This is a genomic window from Rhodoferax potami (assembly GCF_032193765.1).
Taxonomy (GTDB): Bacteria; Pseudomonadota; Gammaproteobacteria; order Burkholderiales; family Burkholderiaceae_C; genus Allorhodoferax; species Allorhodoferax potami.
This window is the reverse complement of sequence record NZ_JAVBIJ010000001.1, coordinates 2,174,278-2,193,300: the sequence shown is the minus strand read 5'-3', so window position 1 is coordinate 2,193,300 and position 19,023 is coordinate 2,174,278. Positions and strand designations below refer to the sequence as shown.

At 61.5% G+C, this 19,023-nt stretch carries 19 protein-coding genes; 5 read left to right on the top strand and 14 right to left on the bottom strand.

The genetic code is table 11. From position 1 onward, the window contains the following. Positions 1-30 precede the first annotated feature (30 nt). From RAE21_RS10485 to RAE21_RS10440, 10 genes are all read right to left on the bottom strand, one after another. Positions 31-699: a site-2 protease family protein gene (locus tag RAE21_RS10485; RefSeq protein WP_313881314.1), complete on the bottom strand. Its 669-nt coding sequence runs from the start codon at positions 697-699 to the stop codon at positions 31-33. A 47-nt stretch (positions 700-746) separates the two neighbouring features. Continuing rightward, positions 747-1,370: an L-threonylcarbamoyladenylate synthase gene (locus RAE21_RS10480; protein WP_313881313.1), complete on the bottom strand. Its 624-nt coding sequence runs from the start codon at positions 1,368-1,370 to the stop codon at positions 747-749. Between the two features lie 48 nt (positions 1,371-1,418). Further along, positions 1,419-2,273 (bottom strand): 3',5'-nucleoside bisphosphate phosphatase, encoded by an 855-nt coding sequence (locus RAE21_RS10475; protein ID WP_313881311.1) that lies wholly within the window; start codon positions 2,271-2,273, stop codon positions 1,419-1,421. Positions 2,274-2,319: 46 nt separating this feature from the next. After that, complete coding sequence (locus tag RAE21_RS10470) at positions 2,320-2,994, bottom strand: RluA family pseudouridine synthase (protein WP_313881310.1); 675 nt, start codon at positions 2,992-2,994, stop codon at positions 2,320-2,322. After that, positions 2,987-5,188, bottom strand: coding sequence for an ATP-binding protein (locus RAE21_RS10465; protein WP_428984015.1), 2,202 nt, complete (start codon positions 5,186-5,188; stop codon positions 2,987-2,989). The genes RAE21_RS10470 and RAE21_RS10465 overlap by 8 nt, the downstream gene beginning before the upstream one ends. Further along, positions 5,188-6,825 carry a bifunctional UDP-sugar hydrolase/5'-nucleotidase UshA gene (ushA, locus tag RAE21_RS10460; protein WP_313881309.1) on the bottom strand — a complete coding sequence of 546 codons (1,638 nt, stop codon included), beginning with the start codon at positions 6,823-6,825 and terminating at the stop codon, positions 5,188-5,190. Before ushA ends, RAE21_RS10465 begins: the two co-directional genes overlap by 1 nt. Before the next feature lie 7 nt (positions 6,826-6,832). Next, a complete protein-coding gene (locus tag RAE21_RS10455; RefSeq protein ID WP_313881308.1) occupies positions 6,833-8,164 on the bottom strand; it encodes a c-type cytochrome in 1,332 nt (443 codons plus the stop codon). Further along, the gene (locus tag RAE21_RS10450) at positions 8,161-8,892 is read right to left on the bottom strand and encodes a c-type cytochrome (RefSeq protein ID WP_313881307.1); all 732 of its coding nucleotides are present in this window, start codon (positions 8,890-8,892) and stop codon (positions 8,161-8,163) included. The genes RAE21_RS10455 and RAE21_RS10450 overlap by 4 nt, the downstream gene beginning before the upstream one ends. Positions 8,893-8,915: 23 nt before the next feature. Further along, the gene (locus RAE21_RS10445) at positions 8,916-10,610 is read right to left on the bottom strand and encodes an AMP-binding protein (protein WP_313881306.1); all 1,695 of its coding nucleotides are present in this window, start codon (positions 10,608-10,610) and stop codon (positions 8,916-8,918) included. Positions 10,611-10,715: 105 nt separating this feature from the next. After that, a complete protein-coding gene (locus RAE21_RS10440) occupies positions 10,716-11,018 on the bottom strand; it encodes a 2Fe-2S iron-sulfur cluster-binding protein (RefSeq protein ID WP_313881305.1) in 303 nt (100 codons plus the stop codon). 137 nt (positions 11,019-11,155) lie between these two features. Here RAE21_RS10440 and RAE21_RS10435 point away from each other — a divergent pair, with 137 nt between their 5' ends. Further along, positions 11,156-11,683: a GNAT family N-acetyltransferase gene (locus tag RAE21_RS10435; RefSeq protein WP_313875467.1), complete on the top strand. Its 528-nt coding sequence runs from the start codon at positions 11,156-11,158 to the stop codon at positions 11,681-11,683. Positions 11,684-11,709: 26 nt separating this feature from the next. On the opposite strand, the gene RAE21_RS10430 is transcribed toward RAE21_RS10435, so the two are convergent. Then, positions 11,710-12,828, bottom strand: a complete 1,119-nt coding sequence (locus tag RAE21_RS10430; protein ID WP_313881304.1) for a beta-ketoacyl-ACP synthase III — start codon at positions 12,826-12,828, stop codon at positions 11,710-11,712. 180 nt (positions 12,829-13,008) lie between these two features. On the opposite strand from RAE21_RS10430, the gene ahr reads away from it, so the two are divergent. Beyond that, a complete protein-coding gene (gene ahr / locus RAE21_RS10425; RefSeq protein WP_313881303.1) occupies positions 13,009-14,025 on the top strand; it encodes an NADPH-dependent aldehyde reductase Ahr in 1,017 nt (338 codons plus the stop codon). A gap of 27 nt (positions 14,026-14,052) precedes the next feature. Beyond that, complete coding sequence (locus RAE21_RS10420; RefSeq protein ID WP_313881302.1) at positions 14,053-15,021, top strand: bile acid:sodium symporter family protein; 969 nt, start codon at positions 14,053-14,055, stop codon at positions 15,019-15,021. A 109-nt stretch (positions 15,022-15,130) separates the two neighbouring features. Here RAE21_RS10420 and RAE21_RS10415 read toward each other — a convergent pair whose 3' ends face one another. The 3 genes from RAE21_RS10415 to RAE21_RS10405 form a co-directional block, all read right to left on the bottom strand. Continuing rightward, positions 15,131-15,694 carry a PEP-CTERM sorting domain-containing protein gene (locus tag RAE21_RS10415; RefSeq protein ID WP_313881301.1) on the bottom strand — a complete coding sequence of 188 codons (564 nt, stop codon included), beginning with the start codon at positions 15,692-15,694 and terminating at the stop codon, positions 15,131-15,133. 275 nt (positions 15,695-15,969) lie between these two features. After that, on the bottom strand, positions 15,970-16,440 hold the full coding sequence (locus RAE21_RS10410) for an SRPBCC family protein (RefSeq protein ID WP_313881300.1): 471 nt from the start codon (positions 16,438-16,440) through the stop codon (positions 15,970-15,972). Between the two features lie 49 nt (positions 16,441-16,489). Continuing rightward, on the bottom strand, positions 16,490-17,023 hold the full coding sequence (locus RAE21_RS10405) for a 3'-5' exonuclease family protein (protein WP_313881299.1): 534 nt from the start codon (positions 17,021-17,023) through the stop codon (positions 16,490-16,492). 123 nt (positions 17,024-17,146) lie between these two features. Between RAE21_RS10405 and RAE21_RS10400 the strand changes: the two genes are divergently transcribed. Together RAE21_RS10400 and RAE21_RS10395 are read left to right on the top strand one after the other, a co-directional pair. Next, the gene (locus RAE21_RS10400) at positions 17,147-18,049 is read left to right on the top strand and encodes a DUF808 domain-containing protein (RefSeq protein WP_313881298.1); all 903 of its coding nucleotides are present in this window, start codon (positions 17,147-17,149) and stop codon (positions 18,047-18,049) included. Between the two features lie 3 nt (positions 18,050-18,052). Beyond that, complete coding sequence (locus RAE21_RS10395; RefSeq protein ID WP_313881297.1) at positions 18,053-18,988, top strand: DMT family transporter; 936 nt, start codon at positions 18,053-18,055, stop codon at positions 18,986-18,988. Positions 18,989-19,023: the final 35 nt, after the last annotated feature.

The following is a 19,023-nucleotide window of genomic DNA, read 5'->3' as shown; positions in this document are numbered from 1 at the left end:
CAATCAGACAAAACAAGTGCGGCCTGCAGCTTAGCGCGCCAGCCAGGAAAAAGGAGTGAGGAGCAGGTCGATCAGGTCAAATGTCAAACCCATGACCGGCTGCATCCACACGGTGCTGAGGACGCCGGCAATCACCAGCGCCATCACAATAAAAAACCCCCAAGGCTCCACGCGGGACACAGCCATCGCTTGGCGTATCGGCAGCAAGCCGACCAGAATGCGCCCGCCATCCAAAGGTGGCAGCGGGAACAGGTTGAAGGCAAACATCACCACATTCACCAGCACACCGCCTTGGCACATTTTGAGGAAAAAGGGTTCGGTCACCCCTGCGCCCGACAGCAGGTACAAGCCCGCACCCCAGGCCAGCGCCATGGCCAGATTGGCGCCCGGACCGGCCAAGGCCACCCACACCATGTCGCGCTTGGGGTTGCGCAGATTGCCAAAGCGTACCGGCACGGGCTTGGCATAACCAAAAAGAAATGCGCCTGAGGTCGCGACATAGAGCATCAGCGGCATCAGGATGGTGCCGATCGGATCGATGTGCTTGGCCGGATTCAGGGTGATGCGGCCCAGCATGGCCGCCGTGTTATCGCCAAAGTACCGTGCGGCATAGCCGTGGGCGGCTTCGTGCACCGTAATGGCAAACAGCACCGGCAGTGCGTAAATCGCGATGGTTTGAATCAGGTTGGCAAAGTCCACAGGCGCAAGGTCTCGGTTGGGAATAAAAAAAGGATACGCCGCGAGGCTTAGAGCCCGAGCAGGGCAGGGTCTCCGCCGCCTTGGCGGATCAGCTCGGGTTCATCGCCGGTGAGGTCCACCACAGTGGTTGGCTCCTGGGCACAGGCGCCGGAATCGAGTACGCCGGCAATCTGGTGCTCGTAGCGCTCGCGGATATCGTGGGCGTCGTTGAGCGGTTCAGTCTCACCTTTTGCTATCAAAGTAGTAGCTAGAAGCGCAGATCCGTAGAGGGCTAGCAGCTCCTGGAGCACATGATGCTCAGGCACCCGCAGGCCGATGGTCTTGCGCGAAGGGTGGCTGACCCGGCGCGGCACTTCCTTGCTGGCTTCCAGAATGAAGGTGTAGGCCCCGGGCGTGGCGGCCTTGAGCAGGCGGTATTGTTTGTTGTCCACCCGCGCGTAGTTGGCCAGCTCGCTCAGGTCGCGGCACAGCAGGGTGAGGTGGTGCTTGTCGTCCACACCACGGATGCTGCGCAGCTTGTCGGCAGCCACTTTGTCATCGAGGTGGCAGACCAGCGCGTAGCTGGAGTTGGTGGGGACGGCCAGAATGCCGCCTTTTTCCAGCAGCGCAATCGCTTGTTTGAGCAGGCGGGGCTGCGGGTTGTCGGGGTGAAGCTCGAAATACTGCGCCATGGCATGGCGGCGCCGGGGCGCCGGTCCTCGGTGGTGGGTCGTTAAAAGTTACTGGATGCGGGCGCTTAACAGCTCCCACACCGGCGTCAGGCCGGCGGGCAGCGGGGGCAGGGTGCCCAGTTCGGTGTGGCTTTCGTCCGGGCTGTGGAAATCGCTGCCGCGCGACGCGGCTAGGCCGAATTCTTTGGCCGTGTTTGCGTAAATGCCGAATTCGGCCACCGAGTGGCTGCCTGTCACGACCTCGACGCCTTGACCGCCATGGCCTTTAAATTCGGTGAACAGGGCAAATTCTTCGTTGGGGGTGAATTTGTAGCGCGCCGGGTGGGCGATGATGGCCATGCCACCCGCGCCGGTGATCCAGTGAATCGCGTCTTTCAGCAGCGCCCAGCGGTGCGGCACGTAGCCGGGCTTACCTTCGGTGAGGTATTTGCGGAACACCTCGTTAGTTTCCTTGCACACGCCGCTTTCGACCAGAAAGCGTGCAAAGTGGGTGCGGGAGATCAGCTCGGGGTTGCCCACAAACTTCAATGCGCCCTCGTAGGCGTCTTTAATGCCGACTTTGGCCAAGCCATCGGCCATTTCCATGGCGCGCTCTTGCCGCCCGCCACGGGTACGGCGCAGGCCTTCGCGCAGATCGGTGTTATCGGCATCAAAGCCCAAGCCCACGATATGCACCGTCTGGTGCAAAAAGGTGACCGAGATTTCAGCGCCGGTCAGGTAGCCCATGCCTTGAGATTTGGCAGCGTCGCGTGCGCGCTGTAAGCCGCCGATTTCGTCGTGGTCCGTCAGGGCCCAGAGTTCCACGCCGTTGCCTTTGGCGCGTTCGGCCAGCGCTTCGGGGGTAAGAGTGCCATCGGACACCACAGAGTGGCAATGGAGGTCGGCATTGAGTAGTTGGGTCACCCGGCCATTTTAGGCGCTCACCCCGGGCACTCGCCGCAGGCAGGGCTTAAAAGGGCACCGGCGCGTGGAATTCCATCTGCACGCCGCTCACCGGGTGCGGAATCAACAGGGTGCGGGCGTGCAGCTGAAGCCGGTCGGACAGGGCCAATGCCTCGGGCGTGGCATACAGCGTGTCGCCGAGCATCGGGTGCCCCAAGGCCTGCATGTGGACCCGCAGTTGGTGGGTGCGACCGGTCACCGGCTCGAGCTCCACCCGCGAGCAGTTGCGCACCGTGTCGGCCGCGATGCAGCGCCAGCGGGTCAGTGCCTGCTGGCCTTCCGCATAGTTCACCGTGCGCTTGGGCCGGTTGGGCCAGTCCACTAGCAGGGGCAAGTCGATCTCTTGCCAGGCCTCGCTCGGGGGCAGCAGGCCTGCCACCACGGCTTCGTAGCATTTGTTGACCTGGCGCTTTTCGAAGGCAAGGTTGATCGCGCGCTGCGCCACGATGCCACGCGCCATCACCACCAAACCTGAGGTATCGCGGTCCAGCCGGTGGACGATTAAGGCCTCGGGGTACACATCCTGGGTGCGCTTGCTCAGGCAATCTTGCTTGGCCTCGCCCCGGCCGGGCACGGTCAACAAGCCGGCAGGCTTGTTGAGCACCACCATTGCATCGTCCACGTAAATAACCGGCAGCAGACCGGCGGGGGGCGGGTTGTAAATGTCTTCCGGGCTATGCATCGTGGTGGCTGATCAGGCGCTGCACGGTCTCGCAGAGCTCATTCACATCATTCGGTTTGTAAATCAGGGCGCTGGCGCCCTGTTCGAGGGCCTGTTGCTCGATTTCAGGCGTCACATAGCCGGAGGCCAGTGCCACCGGCAGGTCGGCACGGATGGCCTTGGCATCCCGCAGCAGGTCGAGCCCGCTATAGCCGGGCATGTTGTAGTCGGTCACCAAAAGGTCGAAGCTTTCAGGCTGGCTGCGCAAAGCGGCTTCGGCCTCGTGCGGGTCGCTGAAAACGGTCACTTTGAAGCCTTTGCGTGTGAGCACCCGGTTCACCAGAAACACCAGGGCCTGATCGTCGTCCACATACATCACGTGTTTGCCACGGCCTTCGACCACCTGCACCGGCTCGGGCTCCACAGTGGGGAGTGGCTTGGCGCCTGTGGCCGGGAAATACAGCGTGAACACGCTGCCTTGCCCTGGGGCGCTTTGCACATCAATGCCACCTTGGTGGGTTTGCATGATGCCGTGCACCACAGCCAGCCCGAGGCCCGTGCCCTGGCCGACTTGGCGAGTGGTGAAAAAGGGCTCAAAAATCCGCTCGATCGTTTCCTGCGCCATGCCACTGCCGGTATCACGCACCCGCAAGGTCACGTAGCGCCCCGGCGGTACGCCAATTCGGTCGTTGAACGGCAGCGACAGCTCGGTGGTCCCGAGTTCAATCGTCACAGAGCCTTTGTGCTGGCCTACGGCCAAAATCGCATTGGTGCACAAATTCAGCAGTGCCTGCTCGACCTGCGTTGCATCGGCCAGCACCAGCGGGCAGCCTTCGCTGATCGAGACTCGCAGGTCCACACCCGGCGGAATGGCAACCCGAACCAAGCGCTGGGTTTCTTGAATGACCTCTTTGAGTTGCAGCGGAACCCGTTTGGGCGGCTCGTTGCGGCTGAAGGTCAAAATCTGGCGCACCAGATCGCGCGCACGGCGGCCGGCTTTGTCGATTTCTTCCAGGCTGACCAGCGCGTGCGACCCCGTCGGGGTGTCTTGCTTGGCCAAGTCCACATTACCCAGAATCGCGCTCAGGATGTTGTTGAAATCATGGGCAATACCGCCGGCCATCGTGCCCATCGCCTGCATTTTTTGCGACTCGCGCAACTGGGTTTCCAGCGCAATACGCTGCGCCTCGGCCAGCTTCTTGGAGGTCAGGTCGCGGGCAAAAATAGTGGTGATGGAGCCCTGCCCGCCGGGCTGTCCGCGCAAGGCAATCGCGTTGGGATCGTCCGCCCGAAAGGGGGTGCGGGTGCGCAAGCGGCGCTCCAGCGATACGCTGATTTCCACGTAAATCTGTTTGCCGGACAGCGTGGTGGCGGTGAATTCACCCAGCATGGCTTGTGCCGATACATTGCCACTGCTCAGCGCCTTTTCGACATCCGGCAAAAAACGACCCAAGCTGGTGCCGAAGGCTTGCTCCACAGGGCATTCAAACAGCGCCGTAGCAGCGGGGTTGAAGACCGTGATCAGCTGCTTGTCGTCAATACACAAAATGGCATCGAGCGACGAGTTGATGATGGCGGCCATGCGGTTTTCGCTCAGCAGCAGGTCCTCATTGCGCTGGCGCAGAACCGCTGCGCTCTCCAGCAGCGCGTGGCGCTGGGTGAGCAAGGGGCCTTGGTCGATGATGGCGCAGCTGAAGTGGGCCAGGTCGTCACTGGGGTTCTCAATGCGGGCAATGTGCAGATCGCCGGTGAAAGTGCCTTTAGTGCCGGCAAAAAATTGCACTTCGTTGACCTCTGCCGTGCCTTCCTGGCGCGCACTCGAAAACGCCACTGCTACCTCGTCGGTGTGTTCAGGCCCTACAAAAGGCAGCAAAAAGTTCAGCGGCGGGTCGCTCTCCAGCGGCTGAAACAGGCGCAGTGCCATGGCGTTGCTGGCGAGTACCAAGCCGCCCTCGTCGACCACCATCAGTGCCAAAGGCACGCTGGAGAACAGGGTGGCAAAACGCTCCGAAGCGCCCTCAGCCTCTTGCTGCGAGTAGCGCAGGGCCTTGTTCTGGATTTCGAGTTCTGCCTGGTACTTGCGCAAGTCCTCGATCATTTGCGATGGCGCATAGCCATCAATGATGACGTGCTGGGCATTCGGGCCGCTGGACAGCGGGCCGCCCACCCGGCGGACATTGAAGTGCGGCCGGGGCTTCCGGGACAAAGCGCTCATCAGCGGCGAACGACCTGATCGCCCGGTGCGTAGTCAGCCGCCTTCAAGGGGCTGTTGGCCGCAATGTAGGCCCGCAACACGTCTGCATCCACAAAGCCGGTGTCTCTGTAGCTCGGATGTGCGGTGACCTTGGGGTAGCCATCGCCGCCCGAGGCCACAAAGTTGTTGATGGCAATCCGGTAGGTCGCGGCCGGGTCGATCGGCTTGCCACCCACGCTGGCTTTAACCACCACGCCCTTTTCAATCTCTAGACGAATGCCTGCGAATTGCGGGAATGCGCCCGAGCCTACGGTCATTTTGGCCACGGCAGCCAGGTAGTCCAGCGCCTCTTTGCCACTGAAGTCCACTACAGCGATGGTGTTGCCAAAGGGGTGCACCGTCAGCACATCCTTATAAGTGATTTTTCCGGCAGGCAGCGAGTCCCGCACGCCGCCCGCATTCACCACGGCAAAGTCAGCCTTGATTTTTTCCATCATGGATCGGCCGATCATGACGCCCAGCGCTGCGGGTTGGGCGCGGACTAAGGTGCGGTCACCTTCCAGCCGGGCATCGCTGCTGCCGACTTCGACCATCAGTTTCTGCTGGCCGAACTCTTGGAAGGGTTTGAGCAATTGCAGCATTTCGGGCGATTCGGCAATCTCCGGGCCGTAGTTCACCAGTGTGGTTTTGCCATCAGCCCCTTTGACAGGCCTCTTCAGATTGATGGGTACCAGCGTGTACTTCACCAGCTTGAACTCGCCGTTTTTGAAAGTGAAGTCGGCGCGCCCGACATATTTGCCCCATTCGTGGGCTTGCATGATCCAAGTGCCGTTTTGCTGGTCGGGCTTGCAGGCACTGCCGGGCACATAGGCGCGGTCGAGCACGTTCTCGGCCTTCATGCATGCGGGGTTCTGCGTGTGGCCACCCACCACCATGTCAAGGCCCTTGACAGCGCGGGCCAGCTCCACATCACCCGGTGCTTGGGTGCCGTGCATGCCGTTTTCGTAGTGCCCCATGTGGGTGGCTGCGATCACGATGTCCGCTTTGCTGCGGAGCTCGGGCACCACCTTGGCAGCTTCTGTCTGGACACTGCGGAACTCGACGTTGCGGATGTTGTCGGGGTGCACCATCTTTTGGGTGTCTTCGGTAGTCAGCCCCATGACCGCAACCCGCACGTCCCCCAAGTTGAAAATCTTGTAGGGCTCAAACATGCGCTTGCCATCGCGGTAGATGTTGGCCGACAGCATCGGGAAGGTGGCCAGTGCGCGCTGCATTTGCAGGACCACGGGCGGCTTATCGAATTCGTGGTTGCCCACGGCCATCGCGTCATAGCCTAGCAGGTTCATGCCCCGGAAGTCCGGCACGGCATCTTGCAGGTCGGACTCGGGCACGCCGGTGTTCACATCGCCGCCGTCCAGCAGCAAGCTGTAGCCACCGGCGGCAGCTACCTCTTGGCGAATTTGGTCCACCACGGTTTTGCGGGCCGCCATGCCGTATTCGCCATCGCGGTTCTTCCAGAAACGGCCATGGTGGTCGTTGGTGTGAAGGATGGTGATGGCATATTCCACATCCGCTTTGGGGCCGCCCGATGGCAGGCCTGCGCAGCCGGCCAGAACCAGGGCGCTGCACAAGGGAATCAGTCGGAAACAAAGCTGCATGGGAGGCCTATCGGATGGGTGAATTACGGATCTTGTTTATATCAAACTCAGTCACCGGCGCGGCTGCGTTCCCCCAGCTTTTGCGGATGAAACTCAACACCGCGGCCACCTCTGCGTCGCTCAGGCTGAGCTGGTAGGGCGGCATGCCGTGCGGCTGCGGTTTGCCGGCTGTAGACGGGCCGTAGCCACCGCGCAGCACTATCAGCGTGAGGTTGTTAGTGTTGCTCATTAGCACCGAGCGGTTGCCTGCGAGTGCCGGGTAGGCGTCAGCAACCCCTTCGCCTTGTTTGCCATGGCACTGTACGCATTGGTTCTCGTAAATTTTGGCGCCCAAGGGAGAGGGGGGCGTAGTGTCGGCACTTGCAGGCGATTTGACAGCCGTGGGGCCCGCTGGCGCCAATGTCTGCAGGTACAGCGCGATGGACTCGGCATCTGCGGCGTTCAGGTACTGGGTGCTGTTGCGCACTACCTCCGCCATTGGGCCGGCTATATAGGCCTGCCGCCGCTGCCCGTGTGTGAGCAGCGTGGCAATGTCTGCAGTGTCCCAGCCAGCGAGACCGGCTTCGGTGGTGTCGTTCAGGGCCGGGGCGTACCACAGGCCATCGGGCATCAGCGCGCCGCTCCACGCTTGTGATGAGCGCAGGCCCCCCAGGCGATTGCGGGGGGTGTGGCATTCGGCGCAGTGTCCCAGCCCTTGCACTAAGGCCGCGCCGCGCCGGGCGGAGGGGCTGGTGTCGGCTTCCGGAATACCCGGGCTGTCGGGGGCTTCGGAGAAATGCAGCCATCGCCAGGCTGTCAGCGCGGTTTGTGTGCCCAAAGGCCAGGGGAGCTCGTGGGCCCTGTGCGGGGCTTCCACGGCGGGAAGGCTGCGCAAGAACGCGAACAAGGCATCACTGTCGCTTTGAGTGATGCGGGTGTAGCTGGTGTAGGGAAAGGCGGGGTTCAGCACCCGCCCATCAGGCCGGATGCCTTGGTGCATAGCGCGCCGGAAATCTGCCGCGCTCCAGGCGCCCAGGCCTGTGGTGGTGTGCGGGGTGAGGTTGCCCGGGTACACCCTACCGAATGGGGTGAGCAGGGCATTGCCACCCGCATAGTCAGCGCCGCCACGTGCGGTGTGGCACTGCGCGCAGTTGCCCAGGCGCGCGAGATATGCTCCGCGCTGCACCAAAGCGGTATCGGGCGCCGCGGCAGGGGGCACCGAGGGCGCGCTGCCTTTCCGGACTGCGGGCGCAATGACCTCAGCAACCAGCACAAAGAGCAACAAACAGAGCCCGAGCCCCAGCACGAGCCATTGCCACGGTTTGGTAGCGGTGCGGTTGACAGAGGGTGTTGTTGTCATGGTGCACTCCCACAGTCCGGCAGTGCCAGTGTGCCACGCGGCTGGGCAGGTCGCATGGCTACAGCCGTGCTGTTGGCGGGGACCGGCTGGGAGGACAACCATTGCGAAATGGCGTTCACATCGGCATCGCTCAGGCGTTTGGCAATCGTGGCCATGCAATCGGGGCTATGGGCTTTGCGTTGGCCGGTTTGCCATCCGCCCAATTGGGCATTGAGATAGTCGCGCGGAAGGCCCAGCAACCCGGGCGTGAACGGTTGTACTCCCGTCAAGGCTTGGCCGTGGCAGCTGACGCAGGCCGGAAGGCCGCGTTTGACGTCACCCTCAAGCACCAAGGTTCTGCCGCTTGCCAGTATGGCAGGCGGGGCGGTGGCGGGTGCCGGTGGGGGGTAAGGAATATGCAGCTCTGAAAAATACACCGCCATGGCGCGCAAGTAATCGCGGCTTAGGGGGTCGATCAGGCCTTGCATTAACCCGTATTGGCGACGACCTTGCTGAAAATTCTCCAGCTGGTTGTACAGATAGCCGGCGGGCTTGCCGGCCAGGCGCGGGTAGTAGCCATCCGGCCCTGCCCGGCCTTGGTCGCCGTGGCAGGCTGTGCAGGCGCGGGTGCGCTCTGCCATGGTGTTCTCAAAGGCCAGGCTCGAGGTGGGTAGTGCCCCTAGTGCGAGCCACCCACAAAGTAGCGCCATGAACAGCTTGCGCTTGCGGGGACTGGGATTTGCTTGCATGAAGCAAGCTTACCGTAGCAGCTTCAGCTTGGCTGGTCTGCCCACACGACCTCTCGGTGTTGGTTCAACCACCGGTCATAGGATGGGGCGTATTTCGCTTCGATGCTGGCGCGTTTGACCTTCAGGGTCGGGGTAACCAAACCGTTTTCTGATGTCCATGTCTCTGCCACAGCGATCAGAAAATCCAGCTTTTCATGGGGCTCCAGATGGCTGTTGACCTGCTGCAAGTGCTGCTGGAGACTGGCCTCCAGCGCGTGGCGCCCCGTGACGGATCGGCTCTCCGCGGCCGCATCCGGCGACAGCATGACCAGTGCAAACGGCTGGGCATAGTGGGCGCCGGTGACCACACAGGCCTCGACCGCATCGTGGGCCACGAGCTTGTCTTCGATGGGTGCAGGCGCAATGTATTTGCCTTTGCTGGTCTTGAACAGGTCTTTGACCCGACCGGTAATGCTCAAAAACCCATGGCTGTCCATGACGCCTTTGTCGCCGGTGCGCAGCCATCCGTCCGGGGTGAGTGCAGCGGCCGTGAGCTCGGGTTCGCGGTAATAGGCTTTCATCAAGGCCGGGCAACGCATCTGGATCTCACCAGTGGCCGGGTCCATGCGTGTTTCAACTTCGTCGTAGGCCAAACCGACGGAGCCGGTTTGGCGCGAACCGGGCAGGGTGGAGTGCGAGACCCCGCTGTTCTCGGTCATGCCGTAAACCTCAACCAAGTTCAGCCCCAAGCGGCGGTACCACTGCAGGACATCGGCAGGCATGGGCGCTGCCCCGCCCGCAGCGATGCGGCATTGGTCTAAGCCTAGGCCTTTCAAAATCTTGCGGCGCACTAAATGGCCCACGACGGGCAGGCTGAGCAAAAACCGGAGCTTGGGGGCCGGCACCTTGCTGTGCACCCCTTGTTGAAACTTCACCCACAGCCGCGGGACCGAGAAAAACACCGTAGGCCGCGCACGCTGGAGATCTTGCAAAAACGTGTCCAGCGACTCGGCAAAAAAAATCCGTCCGCCATAGCGCAACGAGGCCTGCACAATCAGCATGCGTTCCGCCACATGGGCCAAGGGCAGGTACGAGATGTAGCGGTCGTTGATATCCATTGGGAAGCGGCGCGTCGCACAGCTCACCCCCCAGGCCATGCTGTTGAAGCTGTGCACTACGCCCTTGGGCGTGCCTGTGGTGCCCGAGGTGTAAATGATGGTGCTGATGCTCTCGCCCGCAGGCTCAGGGCAGGTTTTGAGCGGGCTGGTGGTGTTGATCAACTCCGTCCATTGGTGGGCGTGCATGGAGGGCGCCAAGGGCAGCGCAATCAGGGGTAGGCCGGGCGGCACACCGCTTTGCAGGTTGACGGTGTCATCGAGCTTGCCGATGAAAAGCGCCTTGCTCTCGCTGTGCAGCAGGATGTAGCTCAGGGCCTCGCCATTGAAGGTGGGGTAGATCGGCACCGACACATACCCCGCCATCTGGATTGCCAGATCCGCCAAGATCCAGTGGGCGCTGTTTTTGCCGATGATGGCGACCCTGCTGCCCGCGATCCAGCCCTGGCTTTGCAGCCATTGGGCCATGCGCCGCACCTGGCTGGCCGCTTGCGCCCAGGTCAGGTCCAGTACTTGCCCGCCTCGCATGGGTTGCGAGAGATAGACCGCATCAGGGCGCTCGTGCTCCCAGCGGTACAGGCAAGCCAAAGGAAGGTCGGCAGGCTGCAGTGCAATTTTTTGCATGGACTCCCCTCAATCGTTGAGTCGATTGTTGGGCTCGCACCAGTGCACCCGCAATGGTGGTGACCCTAGGTATCCCGGGGTGATGGGTTAGGGGTTACTGCGGGCTTAAGCCACGCGGGCAAACGGCTGGTCGAGCAGCAGATCGCTCACGGGAACCGCCACACACGGCAGGCACCAGCCTTCGCTCTTTTCATCGGCACTCAGACCCGGCCACTCAATGCGATAGCGCACCCGCCCCGACACCATTTTGCAAAGGCAGGCCCTGCAGGTCCCGTTGCGGCAGGAGCTCGGCAGCTCAACCCCCTGCGCCAAGCCGGACTCCAGCACGCTGCTGATGCCATCGCTCTCAAAATTCAGGCCGTCTGGCAGTACGGATACGGTGTAGATGGTGCTGAGAGGCGCGGTCATAGGCGGGATCTTTGGCGGTGTCAGCAAGCCGGTTTGAGAGGGGTGTGGCGGGCAAAAAATGGGGCCATGGGAGTCGATTCTTGAATGCTGCGACAATCACGCTCTTTTTTTCAATTTTGCTTGAGTTTGCGTTAGACATGTCCAGTACGACTACTTTCAAGGTTCGCCCCGCCACACTACGTGATGCCAAAGCCATCGCTGAGCTCCACAACTCTTCTGTTCGCGAAGCCTTCAAAAGCATGCTGGCCGATACACCGGTTCCCGTGACCCCTTTGGACAAGCGCCAGGCTTACTGGCGCGAAGCGATTGAGTACGCTGAACCCCAGGTTCAAGTGGCTCTGGATGACGACAAGATCGTCGGATTCGTGGGTTTTGACCGCTCGCGTGACAAGGGCACCCCACCGACCATGGGCGAAATTTGGGCGATTTACGTGGCCTCCAGCCACTGGGACAAAGGCGTAGGCCTGGCCCTGTGGGATGCTGCCCGCGAAGGCCTGCTCGAAGAGGGTTGCGCCAACGTGAGCGTGTGGCTGCCGATTGCCAACGAGCGCGCCATGCGCTTCCACGAGCTCGCCGGCTTCAAGCGCGAAATGAACACCGCCAAAACCGTGCAGATCGGTGCCGTCAAGATCGAGGAAATGCGCCTCAAGCGTCCCCTGAACTAAGGGGCGCTGTTCCGAAGCGTCTGGCCTTACAGGCGCTTCACCACCACGCTACCAATCGAGTAGCCTGCTCCGAATGAGCAGATCACTCCCACCTCACCCGCTGCAATGTCAGCGTGGTGGCGGTGGAAAGAGATGATGGAGCCTGCCGACGCTGTGTTGGCGAATTCGTCCAGAATCACCGGCGCATCATCCAGCGTCGCCTCCCGCCCCAAGAGTTTTTTGGCAATCAGCTGGTTCATGCCCAGGTTGGCTTGGTGCAGCCAAAAGCGGCGCACCTGCTGCGGCGCCAGGTCCAGCGAACTCAGGTGCTGCTCGATGTGCTCGGCAGCCATGGGGCACACCTCTTTGAATACCTTGCGGCCTTCCTGGCGGAAAAGCTGGTCACGGTCGTCCGGGTTGCGGTCTTCCGAGCGCGACATGAAGCCGTTGTTGTTGCGGATGTTGTTGCTGAAAGTGCTCAACAGCTTAGTGCCCAGCACCTCAAAGCTGCCGGCGGGTGCGAGGTCCAGCCGCTCCACCAGAATGGCGGTGCACACATCGCCAAAGATGAAATGGCAGTCCCGGTCAATCCAGGCCTGGTGGGCTGATGTGATCTCGGGGTTCACCACCAGCACCGCACGGGCACTGCCACAGCGCACTGCGTTCACCGCTTGCTCCAGCGCAAAGGTGGCGGAAGAGCAGGCCACGTTCATGTCAAAACCGTAGCCCTGCACGCCCAAGGCGGTCTGGATTTCGATAGCCATGGCCGGGTAGGGGCGCTGCATGTTGGCGCTGGCGCAAATCACGCCGTCTACATCGGCGGCGGTTTTGCCGGCAGCTGTGAGCGCGTCCTGACAGGCTTTGACGGCAATTTCAGCCATCAACGACAACTCGCTATCCGGGCGAGGCGTGAAGTGCGGGCGCATGCGCTCGGGGTCCAGCACCCCGGTTTTTTCCATCACATAGCGGCGCTGGATGCCTGAGGCTTTTTCAATGAACTCGACGCTGGAGTCCGTCAGAGCGATGCGGCTGCCAGCAGCTATTTCGTCGGCAAACTGCGCGTTCTGCCGCGCGGCATAGGCGTTGTAGCTGGCGACCAACTCCGCGTTGGTAATGACGTCCGGCGGCGTAAACAGGCCGGTGCTGCTGATGGCAACGCGATGCATAGAAGGGGCTTCTCAGGCTGGTGGGCGCGCGCGGCGGGTTGCCGGCGCCGGCCGGATTATCCGCCGAAGTGGGGCAGTCGCGAGGGTTACAAGCCCCCTGCCGCCGGGTAAGCCTTCGTTGTACCCTGCGGGCTCGCGCGTGCAGGCGCGCCCGCGACACCCCCTATTCAGGAGATTGATATGACCAACTTCCGCGGCTGGGCAGCCCCCGGCAAAAGTGCAGACCTGGAGCGCCTCGACTTCGACCCCGGCACCATGGGGGGTGAAGAGGTAGAGATTGCCGTGGAGTACTGCGGTATCTGCCATTCCGACCTCGCGATGGTCGATAGCGAGTGGTTTCCCACCCAATACCCGGTGATACCCGGCCACGAGGTGGTCGGGACAATTGTGGCGGTTGGCGCACAGGTCAAAGGTCGGGCCATAGGCCAGCGGGTGGGCCTGGGCTGGCACAGCAACAGCTGCCAGCACTGCCAGTTTTGCCAAGGGGGCGAGCAAAACCTGTGCGCGACCCGGCAGCCCACCATCATCGGGCGGCATGGTGGTTTTGCAGACAAGGTGCGCGCCCACTGGAGCTGGGCCTTGCCTCTGCCCGCAGGGCTCGACCCGGCGTCGGCCGGGCCCCTGATGTGCGGGGGCGGTACGGCGTTTTTGCCCTTTGTGATTCACGACATCAAGCCCACCGACCGGGTTGGCGTGGTGGGCATTGGCGGCTTGGGCCACCTAGCAGTCAAGTTTGCCAAGGCATGGGGGTGCGACGTGACCGCGTTCACCTCCAGCCCTTCCAAGCGCGAAGAGGCGCTGGCACTCGGCGCGCACCGGACCGTTTCCAGCGTGGATGTGAAAGAGCTCAAGGCCCATGCCGGCAAGCTCGACTTCTTGCTGGTCACTGTGGGCGCGAGTCTGGAGTGGGACGCCTTGATTGGCACCCTGGCACCCAAAGGCCGGCTGCACTTGGTGGGCATGGTGACCGAGGCCATGAAGGTCCGCACCAGCAGCTTGTTGTCGTGGCAGCGCAGCATCTCGGCATCGCCCACACCGTCGCCAGTGACCTTGATGAAAATGATGGAGTTTTGCGCGCGGCACGGCATTGCACCGCAGGTGGAGCACTTCCCCATGTCGCGAGTGAACGAGGCCGTTGCCCACCTGCGCAGCGGCAACGCCCGGTACCGGGTGGTGCTGGACGCTGATTTTGTGTAACCCCCTGCACAGGTATGCTCTGCCCCCATGCAACGTCCCCGCTTTCTCCCTGACAACTTCACCCTCATCCTGATCGCCGTGGTCACCTTGGCCAGCTTGCTGCCCGCTCGTGGCGCAGTGGCACAGGGTTTTGAGTGGCTCACCACCGCAGCCATTGCCTTGCTGTTTTTTATGCACGGGGCCAAGCTCTCGCGCGCCAATGTGGTGGCGGGCTTGAGCCATTGGCGGCTGCACTTGCTGGTGCTGGCGTTTACTTTTGCTCTGTTCCCTTTGCTGGGGGTTTTGTTAAAACCGGTGTTCGGCTGGTTTTTGAACCCTGAGCTGGCGTTAGGCATGCTGTTTTTGTGCGTCTTGCCGGCCACGGTGCAATCGGCTATTGCGTTTACCGGCATGGGGCGGGGCAATGTGGCGGCGGCGGTGTGCAGCGCGTCAGCCTCCAGCTTGATCGGGGTGTTTTTGACGCCCTTGCTGGTGAGCTGGTTGATAGTGCCCGGAGAAGTGGCGGGCACCAGCACCTGGGATGCGGTGTTGCACATCATGCAGCAGTTGATGTTGCCCTTCGCTCTGGGTCAACTCATGCAGCCTGTGATTGGCAACTTCGTCAAAAAGCACGCCGCTACTTTGCGGATGGTGGACCAGAGCTCGATCTTGCTAGTGGTCTACACCGCCTTCAGTGCCGCAGTGATCGAGGGGCTGTGGACCCGGGTACCCCTGCCCATGTTGCTGGTGCTCACGGTGGCGTGCTGCGTGTTGCTGGCGTTGGTGCTGTGGATTACCACCATGACCAGCCGCAAACTCGGCTTCTCCAAAGAGGACGAGGTCACCATTGTGTTTTGCGGCTCCAAGAAGAGTCTGGCCAGCGGTGTGCCCATGGCCAAGGTGCTGTTCGCCGCCCCGCAGGTGGGCATGATGCTGCTGCCGCTGATGATCTTCCACAAGATCCAGCTCATGGTTTGCGCAGTGCTGGCACAGCGCTATGGGGAGCGGGTAGACTGAAGTTGGGCAACTGATGGGCTAGGACGCGCCCTCTGAGAGGGATGGTGTACCGAAATCAGCCACAAAAAAAACGGGAGCGAATGCTCCCGTTTTTTTAACTCGCGTTTATTTACTTTGACTTTTTCCGTTTGATGGCAACACCCATCAATCCTAGCCCCGCCAGCAACATGGCGTAGCTCTCTGGCTCTGGCACAGCTGTAACGGCTACATCGGTGACCGACAGACCGCGGAACTGAGCTTGTCCGGGAGTGTCGTTCGCGAATTGCTCAAGCATCAGGTGACCGGTACCCGAAAACTGGATGCTGTAGGAGCGCCATGTTCCATCGTTGATCAATTTGAATGGTGTAGCGTAACGGCTGGATGAACCCGCCAGCCAAGTGTGGTTGCCCGGAAAACCTTGGCTGATACCAAAGTACCCACCGCCATCGACGTTGGCGACGCCTCGGTATTGAAAGTTCACGTATCCGTCACTGAAGGTAGCCAGGCTGAAAATGTCACCCGCGCTGTTACGACGACCGAAAGTGAGTACGTTCCCACTCACCATGGCGGAGGAATCCCCCTTGGTAGTCCACGCATTCAGATTGTCAAAGTTTTCGGTGAAGTAGGTTGTCGCAGCCATTGACTGCCCGAGAGCGCCGACCAACAGACCGAGTGTTAACAAGTACTTTTTCATCTAATCCCTTTCAAGTTGGAAAATTAATAGCTCTACAGGTTACAGGCGAGTGGTGGCGTTGGGGTTCATTGTGGCGCTAGTCCATTTGGACTAACGGACGCAAATTTTTTCACTGAGTGTGAATAAATTCACACTTTGACACATCTGTAACCCCAGCCAGGGTAACGGTTGGTAGTGGATTTATAAAAGGTCTACCCGCGCCTCACGACTGTGCTCCAACACCATTTGCGGCACCCCCAACTACTGACCTACGGCAAGTTAGCGATGGTCGTTTCCTACGCTTCCCCGCCAAAGTGCTTAGTCAGGTTGTCGATGTATTGCTCGACCATTTTTTCAAACTCAGCTTCGGCAATGGGGGCTGCCACCATCTTCATCAGGCCGGGCAGGGGCAGGGTGAGTTCGCCTTGGATTTCCAGCACGATATTGGTGGCTTTTTTGTTGTCGGTGATCTTCCAGCTGCCGGCTACCAGGGCGTTGCCTTCGCCTTTGATGGGCGTCCAGCTCACGGTGCCCTTGGCTTTGTTGCTGGTGTATTTAGATGCGTACACCGTTTGCAGCGTGATCGAGGCGATGCCGATTTTTTCCATTTCCCAGCGGTAGGCGCCGCCGCCCAGATCGACCAGCTGATCGACCTTGGGGAAGTGGCTCGCCGAGCTCGGTACATCTGACAGCACCGCGAACACTTCGCTGGCCTTGGCCTTTACGTCAAATTCATAACCCAGGTTGATTTCTACGGTCACGGCCATGGCTACTGTCTCCTTGTGATGTTGGGGGTGGATCGCCTCATGTTACTGCCTAAGACGCCGGTGAACCCGCCCTGATGCGCTGCAGTGTGAGCTGGATCAGCCGCGCATCAGAGCTTGCGCGGTGGCGCTGGGTGCCGCGCTCGCTGGCGATTTGGGCCTTGACGGTGTGCCATTGATCGGCCTCTTCGTCGCTCAGCAGGCTGCGCAGGTTTTCCAGCTTGAAGCGGGGGCTCATGCCAGCGGCCTCAAACAGCACATTGAGCCAAGTGAAGTCGTTGGCCCAGCCGTCGGTGTACACCGTGGTGCCGGCCAGCTGGGCATTGAGCAGCTTGGCCACATCGCGGGCACTCAAGCCGCGCCGCTGGAGCAGCTCGCGGGTGATGCGGTGCAGGCTGGCGGCACCGGCGTCCCAGTGGGTCCAATCGGCCTCGGGCTGCACCAGGGTGCAATAGGCATGGCCGTCCGGGAGCACATAGCCGATCTCGATGGGGTAACTATTGCGCCCCAGGCCGGACGCCTCGATATCCAAGACCGTGGGCGCTGTGAGGTGGGGTTGGCGGTCAACGGTCAAGGTGGGTGGCATAAGTGTCGGAGGCGTGGTTCCATTCTCCAGCAAGCTTTGCGCCAGCTCTGTAAGGGCTTGCCCTGAGCGGCATACGCCAAACGGGTGACAATCGCGGCCTTACCCACTCCAATTAACCACCCTATGGCCAGCAGCCTTCTTGCCCTTTTGGACGACATTGCCACCATCCTCGACGATGTGGCCGTACTCAGCAAAGTGGCGGCCAAGAAAACCGCCGGTGTTTTGGGGGACGACCTCGCCCTGAATGCGCAGCAGGTCACCGGCGTGTCTGCCGAGCGCGAGCTGCCGGTGGTGTGGGCGGTGTGCAAAGGCTCGCTGCTCAACAAAGTGATTCTGGTGCCCGCAGCCCTGGCTATCAGCATCGTGGCGCCGTGGCTGGTTACGCCGCTGCTGATGATTGGTGGTGCCTTTTTGTGTTTTGAAGGCTTCGAGAAGTTGGCCCACAAGTTTTTGCACCGCGCAGAGGACGACGCAGCCCATCAAGCCGAGCTGCTGCAGGCGCTACAGAACCCTGCGGTAGACCTGGTGGCCTTGGAGAAAGACAAGATCAAGGGCGCCATTCGCACCGACTTCATTCTCTCGGCCGAAATCATCGCTATCACTCTAGGCACGGTGCAAGACAGGGTCTGGACGACCCAGTTTATGGTGCTGGCCGGCGTGGCCTTTGCCATGACCGTGGGGGTGTATGGCCTGGTGGCCGCTATCGTCAAAATTGACGATGCAGGCCTGTACCTGACCCGCCGCCCCTCCGCCACGCCCCAAGGTGGCTGGGTACAGGCGCTGGGGCGTGGCTTGTTGTGGGCGGCGCCGGTGTTGATGAAGGTGCTGTCGGTGGCTGGCACTGCCGCCATGTTCCTGGTGGGTGGTGGCATTCTGGTGCATGGCCTGCCGTTTTTGCACCACCTGACCGAGGGGCTGCCCTTGGGCTTTGTGTGGGATGGGCTGATCGGGGTGGTGGCTGGCGCCTTGGTGTTGGCCGCGGTCACGCTGGTGCAGCGGGTGCGCGGCGGTTTGAAGGCAAACTAAGCGGTGGCCGGCGTAGCGCCTGCGCAAGCAGCTCCTCAATCGATAGCAACCGGCGTAGCACTGGCGATCGCCGGTTCGATCGCCTTTAGCGGCAAAGCGATCATCGTCAAACTGGCCTACCGCTACCCCGGGGTGGATGCGGTCAGCCTCATCATGCTGCGCATGCTCATGGCTTTGCCATTTTTTCTGGGCCTGGTGTGGTGGGCCGGCTACCGGGCCCGGAAGGCCGGTGCTGTGGTGGTGCCACTCACGAGTAAAGACAAGCTGGGTATTGTGGGGCTGGGTATTACCGGCTACTACCTGGCCAGCTACCTCGACTTTGCGGGCTTGGCCTATATCTCCGCGTCACTAGAGCGGCTGATTCTTTACCTCAACCCCACGCTGGTCGTGTTGCTGGGCGTGGCCCTTTACGGCAAAAAGGTGAGCCTGCCCCAAGCCGCCGGCATGGCGCTTAGCTATGGCGGCGTGTTGCTGGTCTTCGGGCACGAGGTCAGCTTTGCCGGGGGCAATGCGGCCCTGGGTGCCGCCCTGGTGCTGGGTAGCGCTATCAGCTACGCGCTGTACCTGTCTTACAGCGGGGAGCTGGTGCAGCGCCTGGGCTCGCTGCGCTTGGTGGGGTTGGCCACCAGTGTGGCGTGTGTGCTGTGTATCGCCCAGTTTGTGATTTTGCGGCCGCTGGACACTGCATTTGCGGTGGCACCGGAGGTGTTGTGGCTGTCGCTGCTCAATGCCACCGCCTGCACCGTGGTGCCGGTGATGCTGGTCATGATGGCGATCGAGCGCATCGGCTCGGGGCTGGCGGCGCAGGTGGGGATGGTGGGGCCTATGTCCACCATCCTGATGGGCGTGTTGCTGCTCGACGAGCCGATGAACCTGTGGGTGATCGGTGGCACCATTCTGGTGCTGCTGGGTGTGTATGTGGTGAGTACCCGGCGCTAAAGCGCGGGGGCTTGGATAACTTCAATCGCAAAGGA

Bases quoted from the DNA above. Each gene is read 5' to 3' on its own strand.
- RAE21_RS10435 (WP_313875467.1), top strand. From the start codon at position 11,156: ATGTCCAGTACGACTACTTTCAAGGTTCGCCCCGCCACACTACGTGAT.
- RAE21_RS10410 (WP_313881300.1), bottom strand. From the start codon at position 16,440: ATGGCCGTGACCGTAGAAATCAACCTGGGTTATGAATTTGACGTAAAG.
- RAE21_RS10415 (WP_313881301.1), bottom strand. From the start codon at position 15,694: ATGAAAAAGTACTTGTTAACACTCGGTCTGTTGGTCGGCGCTCTCGGG.
- RAE21_RS10455 (WP_313881308.1), bottom strand. From the start codon at position 8,164: ATGACAACAACACCCTCTGTCAACCGCACCGCTACCAAACCGTGGCAA.
- RAE21_RS10480 (WP_313881313.1), bottom strand. From the start codon at position 1,370: ATGGCGCAGTATTTCGAGCTTCACCCCGACAACCCGCAGCCCCGCCTG.
- RAE21_RS10420 (WP_313881302.1), top strand. From the start codon at position 14,053: ATGCAACGTCCCCGCTTTCTCCCTGACAACTTCACCCTCATCCTGATC.
- RAE21_RS10450 (WP_313881307.1), bottom strand. From the start codon at position 8,892: ATGCAAGCAAATCCCAGTCCCCGCAAGCGCAAGCTGTTCATGGCGCTA.
- RAE21_RS10430 (WP_313881304.1), bottom strand. From the start codon at position 12,828: ATGCATCGCGTTGCCATCAGCAGCACCGGCCTGTTTACGCCGCCGGAC.
- RAE21_RS10445 (WP_313881306.1), bottom strand. From the start codon at position 10,610: ATGCAAAAAATTGCACTGCAGCCTGCCGACCTTCCTTTGGCTTGCCTG.
- ushA (WP_313881309.1), bottom strand. From the start codon at position 6,825: ATGCAGCTTTGTTTCCGACTGATTCCCTTGTGCAGCGCCCTGGTTCTG.
- RAE21_RS10405 (WP_313881299.1), bottom strand. From the start codon at position 17,023: ATGCCACCCACCTTGACCGTTGACCGCCAACCCCACCTCACAGCGCCC.
- RAE21_RS10465 (WP_428984015.1), bottom strand. From the start codon at position 5,188: ATGAGCGCTTTGTCCCGGAAGCCCCGGCCGCACTTCAATGTCCGCCGG.
- RAE21_RS10470 (WP_313881310.1), bottom strand. From the start codon at position 2,994: ATGCATAGCCCGGAAGACATTTACAACCCGCCCCCCGCCGGTCTGCTG.
- RAE21_RS10440 (WP_313881305.1), bottom strand. From the start codon at position 11,018: ATGACCGCGCCTCTCAGCACCATCTACACCGTATCCGTACTGCCAGAC.
- RAE21_RS10400 (WP_313881298.1), top strand. From the start codon at position 17,147: ATGGCCAGCAGCCTTCTTGCCCTTTTGGACGACATTGCCACCATCCTC.
- ahr (WP_313881303.1), top strand. From the start codon at position 13,009: ATGACCAACTTCCGCGGCTGGGCAGCCCCCGGCAAAAGTGCAGACCTG.